This is a genomic window from Pseudomonas sp. N40(2020), from assembly GCF_014472415.1.
GTDB lineage: Bacteria > Pseudomonadota > Gammaproteobacteria > Pseudomonadales > Pseudomonadaceae > Aquipseudomonas.
In genome coordinates this window covers 1-17,143 of sequence record NZ_JACSZV010000002.1, presented here as the reverse complement: position 1 = coordinate 17,143, position 17,143 = coordinate 1, and the positions used below count along the sequence as shown (strand labels likewise).

The following is a 17,143-nucleotide window of genomic DNA, read 5'->3' as shown; positions in this document are numbered from 1 at the left end:
GGCACGACCAAGGACTGGCCATGTACGGGATGCCGCTGCTCGCTGTTACGGCGAGACAACGGCACAAAGGAGGCGCGTTATCTTGCCGAGAATCTGCCGGTTACCGAGACCGGCCGACAACTGTCACTCGAACAAGTACCCACTGTGGGTCTCCGCTATTGATGAAAACGCGCGAAGCTTACGCCTCGATGTCTGGAGAGTAAACCCGTGAAAGGAGGTGTGTCGGGGAATGTGGGGGGCGTTCAGGAAGGGTTCAGGATGATCGTTCCCACGCTCTGCGTGGGAATGCAGCCTGGGACGCTCCGCGTCCCTTCCAGAAGCCGAACGCGGAGCGTCCGTTGAGGCATTCCCACGCAGAGCGTGGGAACGATCTGGTTCAGACGCAGCAGATTTAGCTCGCAGTCGCCAACAACAGATCCGCCATCGAACGGCTGTGCCCACGATTCTTGCCATGCTCATACAGCGAGCCGGCAATTTCATCGGCACGGATTGGCAACACCGACAACAACGTGTCGCTCAAACCATGACTGGCCTGACAGAAGCCCTGCATGTAGATGCCGGCCTTGCAGCGTTCGTCGGTGAGCACCTTGTAGTTGCGATCAACCTCGAAGTCGCCCAGGTATTCTTCCAGCGGCGCGAGCAGTTTGCGGTGCATCTGCCGCTCGTAGCCGGTGGCCAGCACCACGGCGTCGTAAAGGCGCACGGTGACTTCGCCAGTGGCGTTGTTGCGCACGGCCAGTTCGATACCGTTTTCAGTAGCGGTGGCGCTCTCGACGGTGGTCAAAGTGCGGAACGCATGACGGGCAATCCCGGAGACTTTCTGGCGGTAGAAGATGCCGTAGATGCGTTCGATCAGGTCGATGTCCACCACTGAATAGTTGGTGTTGTGGTACTCGTTGACCAGACGTTCACGCTCGGCGCTGTTCTGCTGGAACACCAGATCGGTGAACTCAGGCGAGAACACTTCGTTGACGAACGGGCTGTCGTCCGCAGGCTTGAGGGCCGAGCCACGCAAAATCATGTCGACTTGCACCGACGGGAACGAATCGTTCAGATCGATAAAGGCCTCCGCCGCGCTCTGCCCGCCGCCGATGATCGCGATGCTCATCGGCTGATTGTTCACGCAAGGCTGCTTGGCCATCTGCGACAGGTATTGCGAGTGGTGGAACACGCGTGAGTTGCCTTTCAACGCCTTGAACGCCTCGGGAATTCGTGGCGTGCCACCGGCACTCACCACCACCGAACGGGTTGTGCGCACATGTTGCAGCCCCTGGCTGTCGCGGGAAATCACTCGTAGCGCTTCAACCTGATGGTTGTGCAGCACCGGCTCGATGGTCAGCACTTCTTCGCCGTAACGGCTCTGCTCGGTGAACTGCCCGGCGACCCAGCGCAGGTAGTCGTTGTACTCCATGCGGCACGGGTAGAAGGTGCCGAGGTTGATGAAGTCGACCAGACGGCCGTGGTACTTGAGGTAATTGACGAACGAGTAAGGGCTGGTCGGATTGCGCAGGGTCACCAGATCCTTCAGGAAGGAAATCTGCAATTCGCTCTGGGTCGACAGGGTATTTCCGTGCCAGCTGTAGTCGGCCTGCTTGTCGAGGAACAGTACATCCAGTTCGCCGTGCGTCGGGCCGCGCTCTTGCAGAGCGATGGCCAGTGCCAGGTTCGAAGGGCCGAAACCGACGCCGATCAGGTCGTGAACGATGGGCGATGCAATTGCCTGTGTCATTTCCAGTGTCCTCTGGATGAACCCCTCAACAAGGGGAAGGAGAGCCTAAGTGACCTGACCGGCCTTGAGCAGGACAGCAGGTCGTCTGTTGAGTAGGAACGAGGACAGTGAAATAAAATTTACCGGCGATGGCTCAATGGGCATCCCATTGCTTGATCCGCAGGCGGCAATGTTTCATGGCATTGACGATATGCTTTTCCACCAGAGCCTTGGAAATGCCGAGCTGTTCAGCAATTTCCGGATGCGACAGGCCGTCGATCTTGCGCAGCAGAAAACTTTCACGGCAGGCGGATGACAGTTCGGCCAGGGCACGCTGGATCATCTCCAGGCGCTGGCCGTGATCGAGGGTGCCGTGGGGGGACGGCGTGAAATAGCGCTCTTCATTGTCGAGCACTTCCAACGGCTCGACCTGGCGCAGGGCATTGCGCCGATGATCGTCGATGACCAGATTCAACGCCGTGCGATAAAGAAACGCCCGGGGTTGCTCGATCGGCGTGTCGCTGGAACGTTCCAGCACCCGCAGATAGGCGTCATGCACCACATCCTCGGCAACCTGACGGTTGCCCAGCTTGGCGTTCAGGAAACACACCAGCTCGCGATAGTAGTTTTCCAACATGACTCCCGGCCGCAAAAAGGTGCGGTTTCTGTCCTTGAGCACACTGATCGATGAACACGCGATGAGCGGTAGCAAGATAGTGGCAACGTGAGGTGCGTAATTTATAGTAATTCTCATATAGATTTAAAGTAGCGTTTGTCTTTGCCCGATAAATAGTCCTGCGCTATTGCTGTTACATCGTGTGTCAGCGCTTAAATTCCCCTGCACTTTCCTCGTTTACAGGACAGCTTCCCGTGTCTGTCGTGCCCTGCGACAGCGTTCAGCGCTGCCCGAATCTGTGTGCCAGCCGAACGACGGGCCGATTTCCACTGGCCGGAACCCTGCATGAAACGTCCCCGCCCCGCCCGACGCGCCCTGCTCGCAGTCCTTTGTCTGATCCCCGTTGTCGCTTACGCCGCGTGGCAGATCATGCCGCCGGGCCGGGATAAATTTGCCACCGTGCAAGTCACACGCGGCGATATCGAAAGCAGCGTCACCGCGCTCGGCACCCTGCAACCGCGCCGTTATGTGGACGTGGGCGCACAGGCTTCAGGACAGATTCAGAAGATCCACGTGGAAGTCGGCGACGTGGTCAAGGAAGGCCAGTTGCTGGTGGAGATCGACCCGTCGACGCAGCGGGCCAAGCTCGATGCCGGGCGCTTCTCCGTCGAGAATCTAAAGGCGCAATTGCAGGAACAACGAGCCCAGCACGAACTGGCACAACAGAAGTACCAGCGCCAACAGAATCTCGCCGCCGGCGGTGCGACCCGTGAAGAAGACGTGCAAACCGCCCGCGCCGAACTGAAAGCCACGCAGGCCCGCGTCGACATGTTCCAGGCGCAGATTCGTCAGGCCGAAGCCAGCCTGCGCAGCGATCAGGCCGAACTCGGCTACACCCGGATCTATGCGCCGATGGCCGGCACCGTGGTCGCCCTCGATGCCCGCGAAGGCCAGACCCTCAACGCCCAGCAACAGACACCGCTGATCCTGCGCATCGCCAAACTCTCACCGATGACGGTGTGGGCCGAGGTGTCGGAAGCCGACATCGGCCACGTCAAACCGGGCATGACCGCTTACTTCACCACCCTCAGCGGCGGTAACCGGCGCTGGAGCAGCACCGTGCGGCAGATCCTGCCGGTGCCGCCCAAACCGCTGGATCAAACCAGCCAGGGCGGCGGCAGCCCGGCCAGCAGCAGTAAAAGCGGCAGCGCCCGCGTCGTGCTTTACACCGTGCTGCTCGACGTTGATAACGCCGACAACGCCTTGATGGCCGAAATGACCACCCAAGTGTTTTTCGTCGCCAACCAGGCCAAAGACATCCTGACCGCACCGGTGGCAGCCCTGAATGGCAGCAACAAGGCCGATCGGCAAACGGCTCGAGTGGTCGCCGCCAACGGCAACATCGAATCGCGAGAGGTGCACACTGGCATCAGTGACCGCCTCAAGGTGCAGATTCTCGATGGTCTGAAGGAAGGCGATCACTTGCTGATCGGTCCGGCCGATGGCAGTGGTGGTTGAATGCAGACGCCCCTGATCGACCTGCAGGACATCCGCAAATCCTACGGCGGTGGCGACGCCCCTGAAGTTCACGTCTTGCGTGGTATCGACCTGTCGATCCATGCCGGCGAGTTCGTCGCGATCGTCGGCGCTTCCGGCTCTGGCAAGTCGACGCTGATGAATATTCTCGGCTGCCTCGACCGGCCAACGTCCGGCGAATACCGCTTCGCCGGGGAAAACGTCGCCGGCCTGAACAGCGACGAACTGGCCTGGCTGCGCCGCGAAGCGTTCGGTTTTGTGTTCCAGGGTTATCACCTGATCCCGTCCGGCTCGGCGCAGGAAAACGTCGAGATGCCGGCGATCTACGCCGGCACGCCGGCAGCCGAACGTCATGCCCGCGCCGCCGCCCTGCTCGACCGTCTAGGCCTCGCCTCGCGCACCGGCAACCGTCCGCACCAGCTCTCCGGCGGCCAGCAACAGCGGGTGTCGATTGCCCGCGCCTTGATGAACGGCGGCCACATCATTCTGGCCGACGAACCTACCGGTGCCCTCGACAGCCACAGCGGCAAAGAGGTCATGGCGCTGCTCGATGAGCTGGCGAGCCAGGGCCATGTGGTAATTCTCATTACCCACGACCGCGAAGTGGCGGCGCGGGCCAAGCGCATCATCGAAATACGCGACGGCCTGATCATCAGCGACAGCGCCAAGGACAATCCCGAGGCGCAAACCACGGCCAACCCCGGTGCCTTGCAAGCGGTGGATCTGCGCAAGCGTCTGGCCGAGGGCGCCGAGGCCACTGGCGCCTGGAAAGGCGAACTGGTGGACGCCTTGCACGCGGCGTGGCGGGTGATGTGGATCAACCGCTTCCGCACTGCCCTGACCCTGCTCGGGATCATCATCGGCGTGGCGTCGGTGGTGGTGATGCTCGCTGTCGGCGAAGGCAGCAAGCGCCAGGTCATGGCGCAGATGGGCGCGTTCGGCTCGAACATCATTTACCTCAGCGGTTCGGCGCCCAACCCGCGCACGCCGCCGGGCATCATCACTCTGGACGATGTCCGTGCCCTGGCGAGCCTGCCGCAAGTGCAGCGGATCATGCCGGTCAACGGCGCCGAGGCCGGGGTGCGTTACGGCAATATCGACCACATGAGTTATGTCGGCGGTAACGACACAAACTTCCCGGCGATCTTCAACTGGCCGGTGGTGCAAGGCAGTTATTTCACCGACGCCGATGAGCAGAATGCCGCAGCCGTTGCGGTGATCGGCCACAAGGTCCGCAGCAAATTGCTTAAGGATGTGATCAACCCGATCGGCCATTACATCCTGATCGAGAACGTGCCATTTCAGGTGGTCGGCGTACTGGCGGAAAAAGGCGCCAGCTCCGGCGACTCCGACAGCGATGACCGTATCGCCGTGCCCTACTCGGCAGCCAGCGTGCGGCTGTTCGGCACCCGCGATCCGGAATACGTGGCCATTGCCGCCGCCGACGCACGCAAGGTCAAGGAAGCCGAACAGGCCATCGAACAACTGATGCTGCGCCTGCACAACGGCAAAAAGGATTTCGAACTGACCAACAACGCCGCGATGATCCAGGCCGAGGCGCGCACGCAAAACACCCTGTCGCTGATGCTCGGTTCGATTGCCGCGATCTCGCTGCTGGTGGGCGGTATCGGCGTGATGAATATCATGCTCATGACCGTGCGCGAACGCACCCGTGAGATCGGTATCCGCATGGCCACAGGTGCGCGACAACGGGACATCCTGCGCCAGTTCCTCACCGAGGCCGTGATGCTCTCGGTGGTCGGCGGCATTGCCGGGATCGCGTTGGCGCTGATCGTCGGCGGCGTGCTGGTGCTCAGTGAAGTCGCCGTGGCGTTTTCCCTGATGGCCGTGCTCGGCGCCTTCGGCTGCGCACTGGTCACCGGTGTTGTCTTCGGCTTCATGCCGGCCCGCAAAGCTGCCCGGCTCGACCCGGTCACGGCCCTTACCAGTGAATGATCGATCTATGAAACCGTGCCTTAGCCTGTTGACCGTCTGCCTGTTGCTCAGTGCCTGCGCCAATCCCGTCCAGCGTCCGGACAGCGGCCTGCTGCCACCGACGACGTGGCAATCGCCACAAGCTGCCAGCGCCGCCCGCAACAATGCACAGTGGTGGACGCAGTTCGGCAGCCCGGAACTCGACAGCCTGATCGAACAGGCGCGAGCCGGCAGTTTCGACCTCGCGGCCGCTGTTGCCCGGGTGCGTCAGGCGCAGGCCGGCACGGTGATCGCCGGCGGTTCATTGCTGCCGGAGGTCAAAGCCGGATTCAATGCCAACCGGCAAAAACTGCTGCGCGGCACCGGCTACAGCCAACTGGACGCCAACAGCAGCAACAAGGCTGTGGACTACTTCGATACCAATCTGAGTGCCACTTACGAAATCGACTTCTGGGGCGGCAAACGCGCTTCCCGCGACAGTGCGCAATTCACCCTGCAAGCCAGTGAGTTCGATCGTGCCACCGTGGAACTGACACTGCTCAGCGGCGTTGCCAATACCTATGCGCAAACCCTGTCGCTGCGCGAGCAAAGCCGGATTGCCGAACTGAATCTGGCCAACGCCCAAAGCGTGCTGAAGCTGGTGCAGACGCGTTATGAGTCAGGCTCGGCGACGGCATTGGAACTGGCCCAGCAAAAAAGTCTGGTGGCCGCTCAGCAATGGCAATTGCCGCGTGTGCAGCAGCAAGCGCAAGACGCGCTGATCAGCCTGGCTGCGCTGCTCGGCCAACCGGTGCAACAACTGTCGCCAAAAGAGCCCTTCGATCACCTGCAATGGCCAGATATCGCTGCCGGTGTACCCAGCGAGTTGCTCAGCCACCGCCCAGACATCGCTCGTGCCGAAGCACAACTGTCCGCCGCCGAGGCCGACGTCAAAGTCGCCCGTGCGGCCATGCTGCCGGCGCTGAACCTGACAGCCCAGCTCGGCTCCGGCGCCAACCAGTTCGACGATTTGATCCGCAGCCCTTTCTACAACCTCACCGCCGGATTGGTCGCGCCGATCTTCAATAACGGGCGCCTCGGCGCTGAACGCGACAAGGCCACGGCGCGCCAGCAAGAACTGCTGGAGAACTATCGTGGCGCGATCATCAACGGCTTCGCCGATGTGGAAAAAGCCCTCAACAGCATTCGGCGCCTTGATGAGCAGCGGTTGTGGCAGAACGAGGAATTGAGCCAGGCGCAGACCGCGTTCAACATCGCCCAGAGCCGCTATCAGGCCGGCGCCGAAGACTTGCTGACGGTGCTGGAAACCCAGCGCACGTTGTATGCGGCGCAAGATCAGAATGCGCAATTGCGACTGTCGCGGGTACAGGCGAGCATCGCGCTGTACAAGGCGCTTGGGGGTGGATGGCAGAGTCTTTGAAGATCAAAAGATCGCAGCCTTCGGCAGTTCCTACATGAAATGAATCCTCTGTAGAAGCTGCCGAAGGCTGCGATCTTTGGCTTTTATGCCTTGGCTTTCAGATTGCGCGCATACCACGGCCGTTGCGGAACGCGGCGGAACAGACCGGCGAGTTTGTCCTCGTCGGTGATGAAGGTGATGCGCAGCGCCAGCTTCATGGTTTCCGGGTCCATTTCCACGGTTTTTCCCATCTGTAATCCCGGCGTGGTGCTGCAACCATGGGTGCTCGGCCCCAGCCACGGATCATCGACCTCGACCCACCGCCCCGGTGCGAACCAGTGCACGCCATTGACCTGCAGGCGCGTGACTTCACCCGGATGGAAACGCTCGTGGGCGCGAAACCAGTCTTCGATCCGGTCATCGATCCAGCCATGGAAGTGCCAGAACGCCGGATTGACGTGGGATGAGAACGGATCGCCGAGGAAGTCGTTTTCGGCGTTGTACCAGCGTGCAGCGAAGTCCGCCGGATCGCGAGCAAACGGCACCGGTTGGCCATTGGATGGATCGCGCGGTACTGACGCCCAGCGCATGTGCAACCAGTCATGCAAGCCCAACTCGACTTCCGAGCCAAACTGACCCAGCGTGAGTTTGGCCAGATACGCCGGATCACGGTACTGCGACTCCCAGACCTGGAAGTTGCTTTCGTAAGTCTCGGCGGTCTTGATGTCGCTGACCCACTGACTGAACTCGTCGTCACCTGCGGCCGTCCACGTCGGCGGCAAGGCCGTGCCGTCGTGATTATCGAAATACCGGGCGAAACCGATGCGGTCGCGGATCAACTCCGGTTGCGGCAGCGGGAAGTATTCCCAGGACGGTAGATCCTGCATCGATCGCGCCGTCCCGAGCATGTGTCGGTGCATGAAGAAAAAGTCCACGCCCGAACCGTTGCGATCCTTGCGCGGGCCACGGGCATCACGCTCCTTGTCGCGCGGGCCGGGCTGCCAGCCAATGCCGCGCAGCGCCTCGCGCTTGTCCTCGGGAAGCTTGTGCCACTTGTCCCGGGTCGCATGCCACAACTGGTGGAACAGGCGATGCTCGGGAGAGATCAGCCATGCCAGCAGAGTCGCGTTCAACGGTGTGCGCTCGCGCGCTTCGGGAAACAGGCGTTTGACGGCCACGAAGCGGTTGTCCTGCGCCGGCAGGCTCAACGGCCGGTCAAGTCGCAGCGCTTTGCCGCTGAGGGTGCCGCTGCCGGCATTACCGAAATCGGCCCAGACCTCATCGAGGATCATTTCCAGTTCATAGCCAATCTGGCCATCAGCGCCGATCAGCCGCCAGCTGAGTTTCGCCGCATCGGCCCCGGCGAGATCGCCAATAATTCGGTAACGAGGTGTCTCGCCAGAGCGCAGACGTTCTGGCGTGTCGAGAAAACCGCAGACACCACGACCCTTCTGGCCGATGTCGAGAAACACTTGCAGGCCCTCAAGCGGTAGACCTTCGAGGCCGGCATCTGGGCCTTCGAAACGGATATCCCAAACCCCGCGCAATGCATTCGCCAGGCGTTGCCCGGCCCTGTCGGCGACGTCGAATGACGCTTCACCCGGCGTGATCGTCGGGTCCGGCTTCGTCCATTCACGATGCCCAAAATAAGCCGCAGGCACGGCAGCGCCCGTCAGCGCCAGGCCCGCCATGAACCATCGTCGAGAAATCTTCATTGCCCTACCTGTGTCAGCCATGAAGCAGGCTTTATCCAAGCTAGAACGTTTGTTGCGCCGGCAAATTTAAGCCGCCGCTTTTGCTTGAGGCGCGCCCGCCTAAATTTCCCTGCCGACTAATCGTTCTTCCCAGATAGCAAAGGCCCCCGCGCCTGCACCTCGATGGCGAACCTGACAGAGATGGCAATGACAAAACCACGTTCGAAAAAGGCTCTATTCATCGGCCTGCCACTGGCCCTGGCAATCAGTGCCGGCGCAGGCTTTGCCGCTTGGCAACACTGGTTCAAGGACGACCTCGGCTACCCGGTCAAAGTCATGAAACAGGCCGATGAACTGCACGAACGCATGCTCTCCTTCGACAGCCATGTCAGCATGACGCAAAACTTCGGCACCGACGGCCACGAAGCCGACAAGGACGGCGACGGCCAGTTCGATCTGGCCAAGGCCAGCCGTGGACGCCTATCGGGCGCCGCACTGACCATCTTCGGCTGGCCGGAAATGTGGAACGGCCCGAACGCCCCGCACAAACCGACGCCCGGTTTCGTCGACGAGGCGCGCAACCAGCAGGAAATCCGCTTCAAGATCATCTCCGGCATGGTCCGCGACTATCCCAATCAGGTCGCCATCGCCTATACCGCGGACGACTTCCGACGCCTGCACGGCGAAGGCAAATTCGCGATTTTCATCAGCATGCTCAACGCCTATCCACTGGGTCACGACCTGAACCTGCTGGACATGTGGACGGCGCGTGGCATGCGCATGTTCGGCTTCAGCTACATCGGCAACAACGACTGGGCGGACTCGTCGCGTCCGCTGCCGTTCCTCAATGATTCGCCGGATGCCCTCGACGGTCTCTCGGATCTGGGCAAGCAAGCGGTCAAGCGTCTGAACGATCTGGGCGTGATCATCGACGTGTCGCAAATGTCGACCAAGGCCCTCGAGCAGGTCGCGCAACTGAGCCGCACCCCGCTGGTGGCTTCGCATTCGGCGCCGCGCGCGATGGTCGACATCCCGCGCAACCTCAGCGACAAGGAAATGCAGCTGATCAAGAACAGCGGCGGCGTCGTACAGATCGTCGCGTTCTCGCAGTACCTGCGTCCGCTGACCCAGGAAACCCAGAACAAGCTCAACGAAATGCGCAAGGAGTTCGACCTGCCGCCACTGCCGAACCTGGCCATGGCACTGATGCCCGGCGACCCGATCATTGCCGCCTGGTCCGAACAGAAGTTCGGCCAGTACGCCGGCCGTCTCTACGGCATCCTCGAAGAAGAGCCGAAAGCCAGCCTCAAGGATTTGGGCGACGCCATCGATTACGCGGTGCGCAAGATCGGCATCGACCATGTCGGCATCAGTTCCGACTTCAACGAAGGCGGCGGCGTCAAAGGCTTCGAGAACGTCGGCGAAATCCGCAACGTCACCGCCGAATTGATCTCGCGCGGCTATTCCGAAGCCGACATTGCCAAGCTGTGGGGCGGCAACTTCCTGCGCGTTTGGGATCAGGTCGAGAAAGCGGCGAAACCTTCGCTGGCCGCTGCGCAGGGAACCGCCAAGCCATGAGCAATCGTCGTGACTTCTTGAAGCAGGCCGGGCTTCTGGCGGCGGCGCTGCCGCTGGGTGCGGGTCTGCCGAATCTCGCCAGCGCCTCAGCCGTAGCGCCGCAGCCGCGCAACAAGTGGGCACAGTTGCAGCAACTGTTCGATCAGGATCCGGACTACCTGCACTTCTCCAATTTTTTGGTCACCTCGCACCCCAAACCCGTGCGCGACGCCATCGAAATACACCGCGCCGCCCTCGACAAGAACCCCGGCCTGGCGATGGACTGGGATCTGGGCGTGATCGAACAGCGCGAAGAAAACGTGCGGGTCTGGGCCGGTCGCTACTTGCAGGCCAATGCCAAGCAGATCGCCCTGACCGGCAGCACCACTGAGGGGCTGGCGACGATTTATGGCGGTGTGCATGTGCGCGCCGATCAGGAAATCCTCACCACCGTCCACGAGCATTACGCCACCCACACCATCCTCGCCTTGCGCACCGAACGCGACGGCACGCGGGTGCGCAAAATCCCTTTGTTCAAGAATGTGTACAGCGCCAGCAAAGCTGAAATCCTGGCCGCCATCGACAGCGCCATTCGCCCCGAAACCCGTGTGCTGGGGATGTGCTGGGTGCATTCGGGCAGCGGCCTGAAATTGCCCATCGGCGAAATCGGCGCCATCGTCGACAAGCACAACCGTGGCCGCAGCGATGCCGACCGAATCATCTACGTCGTCGATGGCGTGCACGGTTTCGGCGTCGACGACCTCAGTTTTGCGCAGATGAACTGCGACTTCTTCATCGCCGGTACCCATAAATGGATGTTCGGCCCGCGCGGCACCGGCATCGTTTGCAGTCGCTTCGAAGAGGTCAGATACGTCACCCCGATCATTCCGACGTTCTCTGAAGCAACGGCGTTTTCCACCACCATGACGCCCGGCGGCTACCACTCGTTCGAGCACCGTTGGGCGCTCGACGAAGCCTTCAAATTGCACCTGCAACTGGGCAAGGCCGAAGTTGAAGCGCGCATTCACGCCCTCAACAGCTACCTGAAAACACACCTGCAACAGCGCCCACAGATCGAACTCGTCACGCCACTGAGCCCTGAACTGTCCGCCGGATTTACCTTCTTCCGGGTCAAGGGCAAGGACAGCGACAAGATCGCTGCGTACCTGATGGCCAACCGCGTGGTGGCCGATGCGGTCAACCGCGACGTGGGTCCGGTCATCCGCACCGCACCGGGGTTGCTTAACGACGAAGAACAGATCGATCGATTGCTGGCCGTGCTCGACCCAGCCCTTTGAGCCCGCGCGATCCCTTTTTCCTTTTTAGTGAGACTCGCAATGAACCGTGAACTGCGTCGATTTTCCATGAAGGCCCTGCCAGCGTTGGTGCTGACGGCGCTAGCCTCAGGCCTGCTGCCAGGCGCCGCCTTCGCCGCCACCCCGCCTGCGCCGGGCAAGGTGTTCAAAGATTGCAAGGACTGCCCGGAAATGGTCGTACTGCCCACCGGCACTTTCACCATGGGCACCCCGGATGACGAAGTCGGCCGCGAGCCTGACGAAGGCCCGATGCACCCGGTGACGTTTGCCAAACCGTTGGCGATCAGCCGCTTTCAGGTGCTGCGTGGCGAGTGGGATGCGTACCTCAAGGACACCGGCTACAAGATGCCCGACGGCGACACTCGCCCCGGCCGCGCCTGCAAGGCGGGCATCCCTGATTATCAGGGCAGTGACCCGCACAAGCAGTACACCGACAAACATCCAGCGGTGTGCATGGACTTTCCCGAAGTCGAGGCCTACGTGGCGTGGCTGTCGAAAAAAACCGGCCAGCAATATCGGCTGGTCAGCGAATCCCTGCGTGAATACGCCGCCCGTGGTGGCAGCACCGGCCCGTTCCCCTTCCCGTTCGACGAAGGCAAGGAATACAGCATCGCCAAACACGCCAACACCTACGGTGCCGGCGACGGCTACAACTTCACCGCACCGGCCGGCAGCTTCCCGGCCAACGCCTTTGGCGTCTACGACATGCACGGCAACATCTATGAGTGGACGGCCGACTGCTACAACGAAAACTACGTCGGCGCACCGAGTGATGGCAGTGCCTGGTCGAGCGGCAAATGCGAAGTTCGCCGCATCCGTGGCAACGACTGGGGTGAAGCACCGGTGTTCTCTCGCTCGGGCAATCGTAACGCGACGTTCACCGATACCCGCGGCGACTGGATCGGGTTTCGCGTAGCCCGCGATCTGTAAGCCCCTCGCCCGGCTAAATTAGCCGTCCTGCCAGTCGTTTTACAGGTGGGCGCGAACCGTCAAGGCGCGCCACCGCCTTCTACGTCACCCAGGCGAAGTCCGCAGCCGATGCCGGCCTTCGCCGCTCTTTCAAGCAGGGAACCTCCATGAGCAAACCAACACGCGGGGTGATCAATGAATTGTTCGCCCTGCTCAAACCCTTTCGGCTGATCGTCACCGTCTCCGTCCTGCTCGGCATGGTCGGTGGTCTGAGCGTCACCGCATTGCTGGCGACCATCAACAGTGTGCTGCACAGCGAAGGCGATCTGACCGGCACCATGGTCGCGATCTTCGCCGGCCTGTGCCTGCTGGCCCTGACCACTTCGATTTTTTCCGACATTGGCACCAATTATGTCGGCCAACACATCATTGCCAAACTGCGTAAAGAGCTGGGCGAGAAAGTCCTCTCGGCACCCATCGAACAGATCGAACGCTATCGCAGTCATCGTCTGATTCCGGTGCTGACCCACGACGTCGATACCATCAGCGACTTTGCGTTCGCCTTCGCCCCGCTAGCGATTTCGATGACCGTTGCCCTCGGCTGCATGGGCTATCTGGCGATGTTGTCATGGCCGATGTTTCTGCTGACAGTCATCGCTATCCTGATCGGTACGGTCGTTCAATACATTGCTCGCGGGCGTGGCATGCAGGGCTTCATGAAGGCTCGCGACTACGAAGACGAACTGCAAAAGAGCTACCACGCCGTCGCTGAGGGCGCCAAGGAGCTGCGCATCCATCGGCCGCGCCGGCACCGAATGTTTGTCTCGGGCATTGAAGGCACGGCGGACAAGATCTGCGATACCCAGGTGCGCTCGGTGAATATTTTCGTGATCGCCAAGACGCTCGGTTCGATGCTGTTCTTCGTCGTGATCGGCCTGGCGCTGGGCCTGCAATCGCTGTGGCCGAACGCCGATAAAGCGGTGATGAGCGGTTTTGTGCTGGTGCTGCTGTATATGAAAGGTCCGCTGGAACACATCATTGCCGCGCTGCCGATTGTCAGTCGCGCGCAGATCGCGTTCCGTCGTATCGCCGAGTTGTCCGAGCAGTTTTCCTCGCCCGAACCGCACCTGCTGCTCAACGACCAAGGCAATGAAAAGACACCGGTGCACAGCCTGGAACTGACCGACGTCTCGTACAGTTTCCCGACCGTACAAGGCGCGACGCCGTTCCGTCTCGGGCCGGTGAACCTGAAAATCGAACAAGGCGACATCGTCTTCATCGTCGGCGAAAACGGTTGTGGCAAGACCACCCTGATCAAATTGCTGCTGGGCCTGTACGCGCCGCAGCAAGGTGAAATCCGCCTCAACGATCAAGTGGTCACCGCCCTGACCCGCGACGACTATCGCCAGTTGTTCACCACGATCTTCGCCGACTACTACCTGTTCGACGACGTGGTTCAGGGCGACACGCATATTCCGGAAGATGCCAACCAATATCTGCAGCGTCTGGAGATCGCCCACAAGGTCAGCGTGCGCGACGGCTCATTCACCACCACCGACCTTTCGACCGGCCAACGCAAACGCCTGGCGCTGATCAATGCCTGGCTGGAAGAACGGCCGGTGCTTGTGTTCGACGAGTGGGCCGCCGACCAGGACCCGACCTTCCGCCGCATTTTCTATACCGAGCTGCTGCCTGACCTCAAGCGTCTGGGCAAGACCATCATCGTCATTTCCCACGACGATCGTTACTTCGATGTCGCCGACCAACTGGTGCGCATGAACGCCGGCAAAGTGGTCACTGAGCTTCAACCCGCCTGATTGTGAAAAATTTGTAAAAAAAATGCGTTGAGCCTTTCCGGTTTTCGGAAGGCTCAACGTCTTACTTACAGTTAATAGAAATAGTTCTCAGTCAACACTTTGAAGAGTAGAAGAACAATGCCCGCACCGCACGGACTCCACCCGCTCGCCAAGGCTCTGCTGATCCGCCGCTCCTTGCGTTCCACGTTGCCAGCGCTTTGCGCCATGGCCCTGACCTTGCCAATCGCAGGTCAGGCTCAGGCCGCCGCCGTGGCGATCAATATTCCTGCACAGTCGCTGGGGAGCGCCTTGCAGGAATTCGGTCGCCAGACCAACCTTCAGGTGCTTTACAGCCCGGATGAAGTGAGTGGTCTGCGCAGCACCGCCGTCAGCGGTAACCTGGAACCAACTGCCGCCATCGCACAATTGCTCAAAGGCACCGACATCGCCTACAGCGTTCAGGGCAACAACGTCGCGTTGCGCGGCCGCAGCAGCGGTGCAAGCCTGGATCTGGCACCGACCAGTATTTCCGCCACCGCGGAATCGGCCTGGGGCCCGGTTGACGGAATCGTCGCCAAGCGCAGCGCCTCCGGGTCCAAGACCGATTCGTCGCTCAAGGAAATCCCGCAGACCATCAACGTCGTGACACAAGACGAAATCAAGATGCGCGGTTCGAAGTCGGTCACCGAAGCCCTGCTTTACACACCAGGCATGACCGGCGGCGGTTTCTCGGACCGGGTGAAGATTTTCGACGAACCGACCTCCCGTGGTTTCTCCCCTACTCCGCTGTACCTCGATGGTCTGCACATGCCATACGGCGGCGGCAGCACCGGCGGTTCGCTGCAAATCGACCCGTACACCCTGGAGCGCGTCGAAGTGCTCAAGGGCCCGGCATCGGTACTTTACGGGCAGAACCAGCCAGGCGGCATCGTCAACATGGTCAGCAAGCGTCCGACGGCTACCCCGCTGCATGAAGTGAAAATCGGTGGCGGCAGCTATGACCGTAAATACGGCGCCTTCGACTTCGGTGGCCCGATCGACGATCAGGGCGAATTCCTCTATCGCCTGACCGGCGTGTTCAACGACAGCAGTTCGGCCATCGACTACGCCAACCAGAACCGCATGTTGCTGGCGCCAAGCCTGACCTGGCTGCCGAACGACCGCACCACCATCACCGTATTCGGTCAGTACCAGAAAGATCACGACGTACCGGAAGCTCAAGGTCTGCCAGCCTTTGGCACGGTCAAAAACACCTCTAACGGGCGCATCAGCCGCAGCCGCTTCATCGGCGAACCGGACGTGAACAAGTACCACCGTGAACAGTTCGTCGTCGGTTACGAAATCGCCCACGAACTCAACGACGTCTGGACCCTGAAACAGAACGCTCGTTACGCCGACGTCAACGACCAGTACGTGGCGCCGCTGCACGGTTATTCGTTCCCGACCAACCCGGTCACCGGTCTCAACGACAACAGTTTCCAGAGCCGTTACGCGGTGGACTGGTCGCAGCACAACAAGGTTTACGGCATCGATAACATTGCCCAGGCCAAGTTCAAGACTGCCGATATCGAGCACACGGTGCTGCTGGGCGTGGACTACTACCACTCCAACTCAAAGTTCCTCGGTCTCTATGACCGCACCGCGCCGGGTATCGACCTGTACAACCCGGTGTATGGCAGCCAGATCAACTTCCGCCAGCCGTACAAGTGGGATAACACCATTACCCAGACCGGCCTGTACGCTCAGGATCAACTGCGCTGGAACCAGTGGTTCCTGACCCTCGGCGGTCGTTATGACTTCGCCGAGACCGACAACAAGCAACCACTGACCGGCGGTCACAGCAACCAGAAGGACGAGAAGTTCACCGGTCGTGCCGGCCTTGGCTACGAGTTCGAAAATGGCATCACGCCTTACGTGAGCTACGCCGAATCGTTCCTGCCGCAAACCGGTACCGACATGAGCGGCGGCGCATTCGAACCGACCACCGGCAAACAGTACGAAGTCGGTATCAAGTACGAGCCGACGTTCATTGATGGCTTTATCCAGTTGTCGGCCTACCAGATCGATCAGGACAACATGCTCACCTCCGACCTCGACAATCCGGGTTTCAGCACCCAGAGCGGCACCGTGCGCTCCCGTGGTGTCGAGCTGGAAGGCAAGGTCAATGTCACCCAGAACCTGCGCGTACTGGCTTCGGTGTCGCGTAACCAGACCAAGTGGGAAAAAGACAACGACGGTCGCGAAGGTCGCACCCTGGCGATGCGTCCACCACTGACCGCGTCCGCCTGGGTCAACTACGACTTCGACGTCTCCACTGCCCTGGCCGGTTTCGGTATGGGTCTGGGTGCACGCTACGTGCGCAGCAGCTACGGTTCGGACTACGAGTCGGACTCCTTCCAGATCCCGTCCTACACCGTGTATGACGCGATGGTCTCCTACGACCTGGAAAAATCGCCGCTGCACATCAAAGGCGTGAAGCTGCAAGCCAACCTGCAGAACCTCACCGACGAGAAATACGTTGCCGCGTGCAACAGCACCCTCGACTGCTACTACGGTGAAGGCCGCACCATGACTGCTGACGTGACCTACAACTGGTAATACGCTCTGCGCTCACTGAAACGCCGGCATCTGCCGGCGTTTTTTTTGGTTGGGGTTGGGGTTGGGGTTGGGTGTATAT

11 protein-coding genes are annotated in these 17,143 nt (G+C 60.8%); 8 read left to right on the top strand and 3 right to left on the bottom strand.

Going from position 1 to position 17,143, the window contains the following annotated elements:
- Positions 1 to 391 precede the first annotated feature (391 nt).
- Together IAI51_RS01595 and IAI51_RS01590 are read right to left on the bottom strand one after the other, a co-directional pair.
- On the bottom strand, positions 392 to 1,729 hold the full coding sequence (locus IAI51_RS01595; protein WP_187676893.1) for a lysine N(6)-hydroxylase/L-ornithine N(5)-oxygenase family protein: 1,338 nt from the start codon (positions 1,727 to 1,729) through the stop codon (positions 392 to 394).
- A gap of 133 nt (positions 1,730 to 1,862) precedes the next feature.
- A complete protein-coding gene (locus IAI51_RS01590) occupies positions 1,863 to 2,345 on the bottom strand; it encodes a sigma-70 family RNA polymerase sigma factor (protein WP_187676892.1) in 483 nt (160 codons plus the stop codon).
- Between the two features lie 324 nt (positions 2,346 to 2,669).
- On the opposite strand from IAI51_RS01590, the gene IAI51_RS01585 reads away from it, so the two are divergent.
- Genes IAI51_RS01585 through IAI51_RS01575 form a run of 3 tightly spaced genes read left to right on the top strand, consistent with a single transcriptional unit; the run spans position 2,670 to position 7,215 of the window.
- A complete protein-coding gene (locus IAI51_RS01585; RefSeq protein WP_187676891.1) occupies positions 2,670 to 3,842 on the top strand; it encodes an efflux RND transporter periplasmic adaptor subunit in 1,173 nt (390 codons plus the stop codon).
- On the top strand, positions 3,843 to 5,816 hold the full coding sequence (locus IAI51_RS01580; protein WP_187676890.1) for a MacB family efflux pump subunit: 1,974 nt from the start codon (positions 3,843 to 3,845) through the stop codon (positions 5,814 to 5,816).
- 7 nt (positions 5,817 to 5,823) lie between these two features.
- The gene (locus tag IAI51_RS01575) at positions 5,824 to 7,215 is read left to right on the top strand and encodes an efflux transporter outer membrane subunit (protein ID WP_187676889.1); all 1,392 of its coding nucleotides are present in this window, start codon (positions 5,824 to 5,826) and stop codon (positions 7,213 to 7,215) included.
- Positions 7,216 to 7,298: 83 nt separating this feature from the next.
- Here IAI51_RS01575 and IAI51_RS01570 read toward each other — a convergent pair whose 3' ends face one another.
- Positions 7,299 to 8,909, bottom strand: coding sequence for a PvdJ/PvdD/PvdP-like protein (locus tag IAI51_RS01570; RefSeq protein WP_187676888.1), 1,611 nt, complete (start codon positions 8,907 to 8,909; stop codon positions 7,299 to 7,301).
- Positions 8,910 to 9,095: 186 nt separating this feature from the next.
- Here IAI51_RS01570 and pvdM point away from each other — a divergent pair, with 186 nt between their 5' ends.
- The 5 genes from pvdM to IAI51_RS01545 all read left to right on the top strand — a co-directional run bounded on the left by pvdM (position 9,096) and on the right by IAI51_RS01545 (position 17,064).
- A complete protein-coding gene (gene pvdM, locus IAI51_RS01565; protein ID WP_187676887.1) occupies positions 9,096 to 10,466 on the top strand; it encodes a pyoverdine-tailoring dipeptidase-like protein PvdM in 1,371 nt (456 codons plus the stop codon).
- Positions 10,463 to 11,743, top strand: a complete 1,281-nt coding sequence (locus IAI51_RS01560) for an aminotransferase class V-fold PLP-dependent enzyme (protein WP_187676886.1) — start codon at positions 10,463 to 10,465, stop codon at positions 11,741 to 11,743. Before pvdM ends, IAI51_RS01560 begins: the two co-directional genes overlap by 4 nt.
- 39 nt (positions 11,744 to 11,782) lie before the next feature.
- A complete protein-coding gene (locus IAI51_RS01555; protein ID WP_187676885.1) occupies positions 11,783 to 12,691 on the top strand; it encodes a formylglycine-generating enzyme family protein in 909 nt (302 codons plus the stop codon).
- 146 nt (positions 12,692 to 12,837) lie between these two features.
- Positions 12,838 to 14,487 (top strand): cyclic peptide export ABC transporter, encoded by a 1,650-nt coding sequence (locus IAI51_RS01550; protein WP_187676884.1) that lies wholly within the window; start codon positions 12,838 to 12,840, stop codon positions 14,485 to 14,487.
- 117 nt (positions 14,488 to 14,604) lie between these two features.
- On the top strand, positions 14,605 to 17,064 hold the full coding sequence (locus IAI51_RS01545; RefSeq protein WP_187676883.1) for a TonB-dependent siderophore receptor: 2,460 nt from the start codon (positions 14,605 to 14,607) through the stop codon (positions 17,062 to 17,064).
- Positions 17,065 to 17,143: the final 79 nt, after the last annotated feature.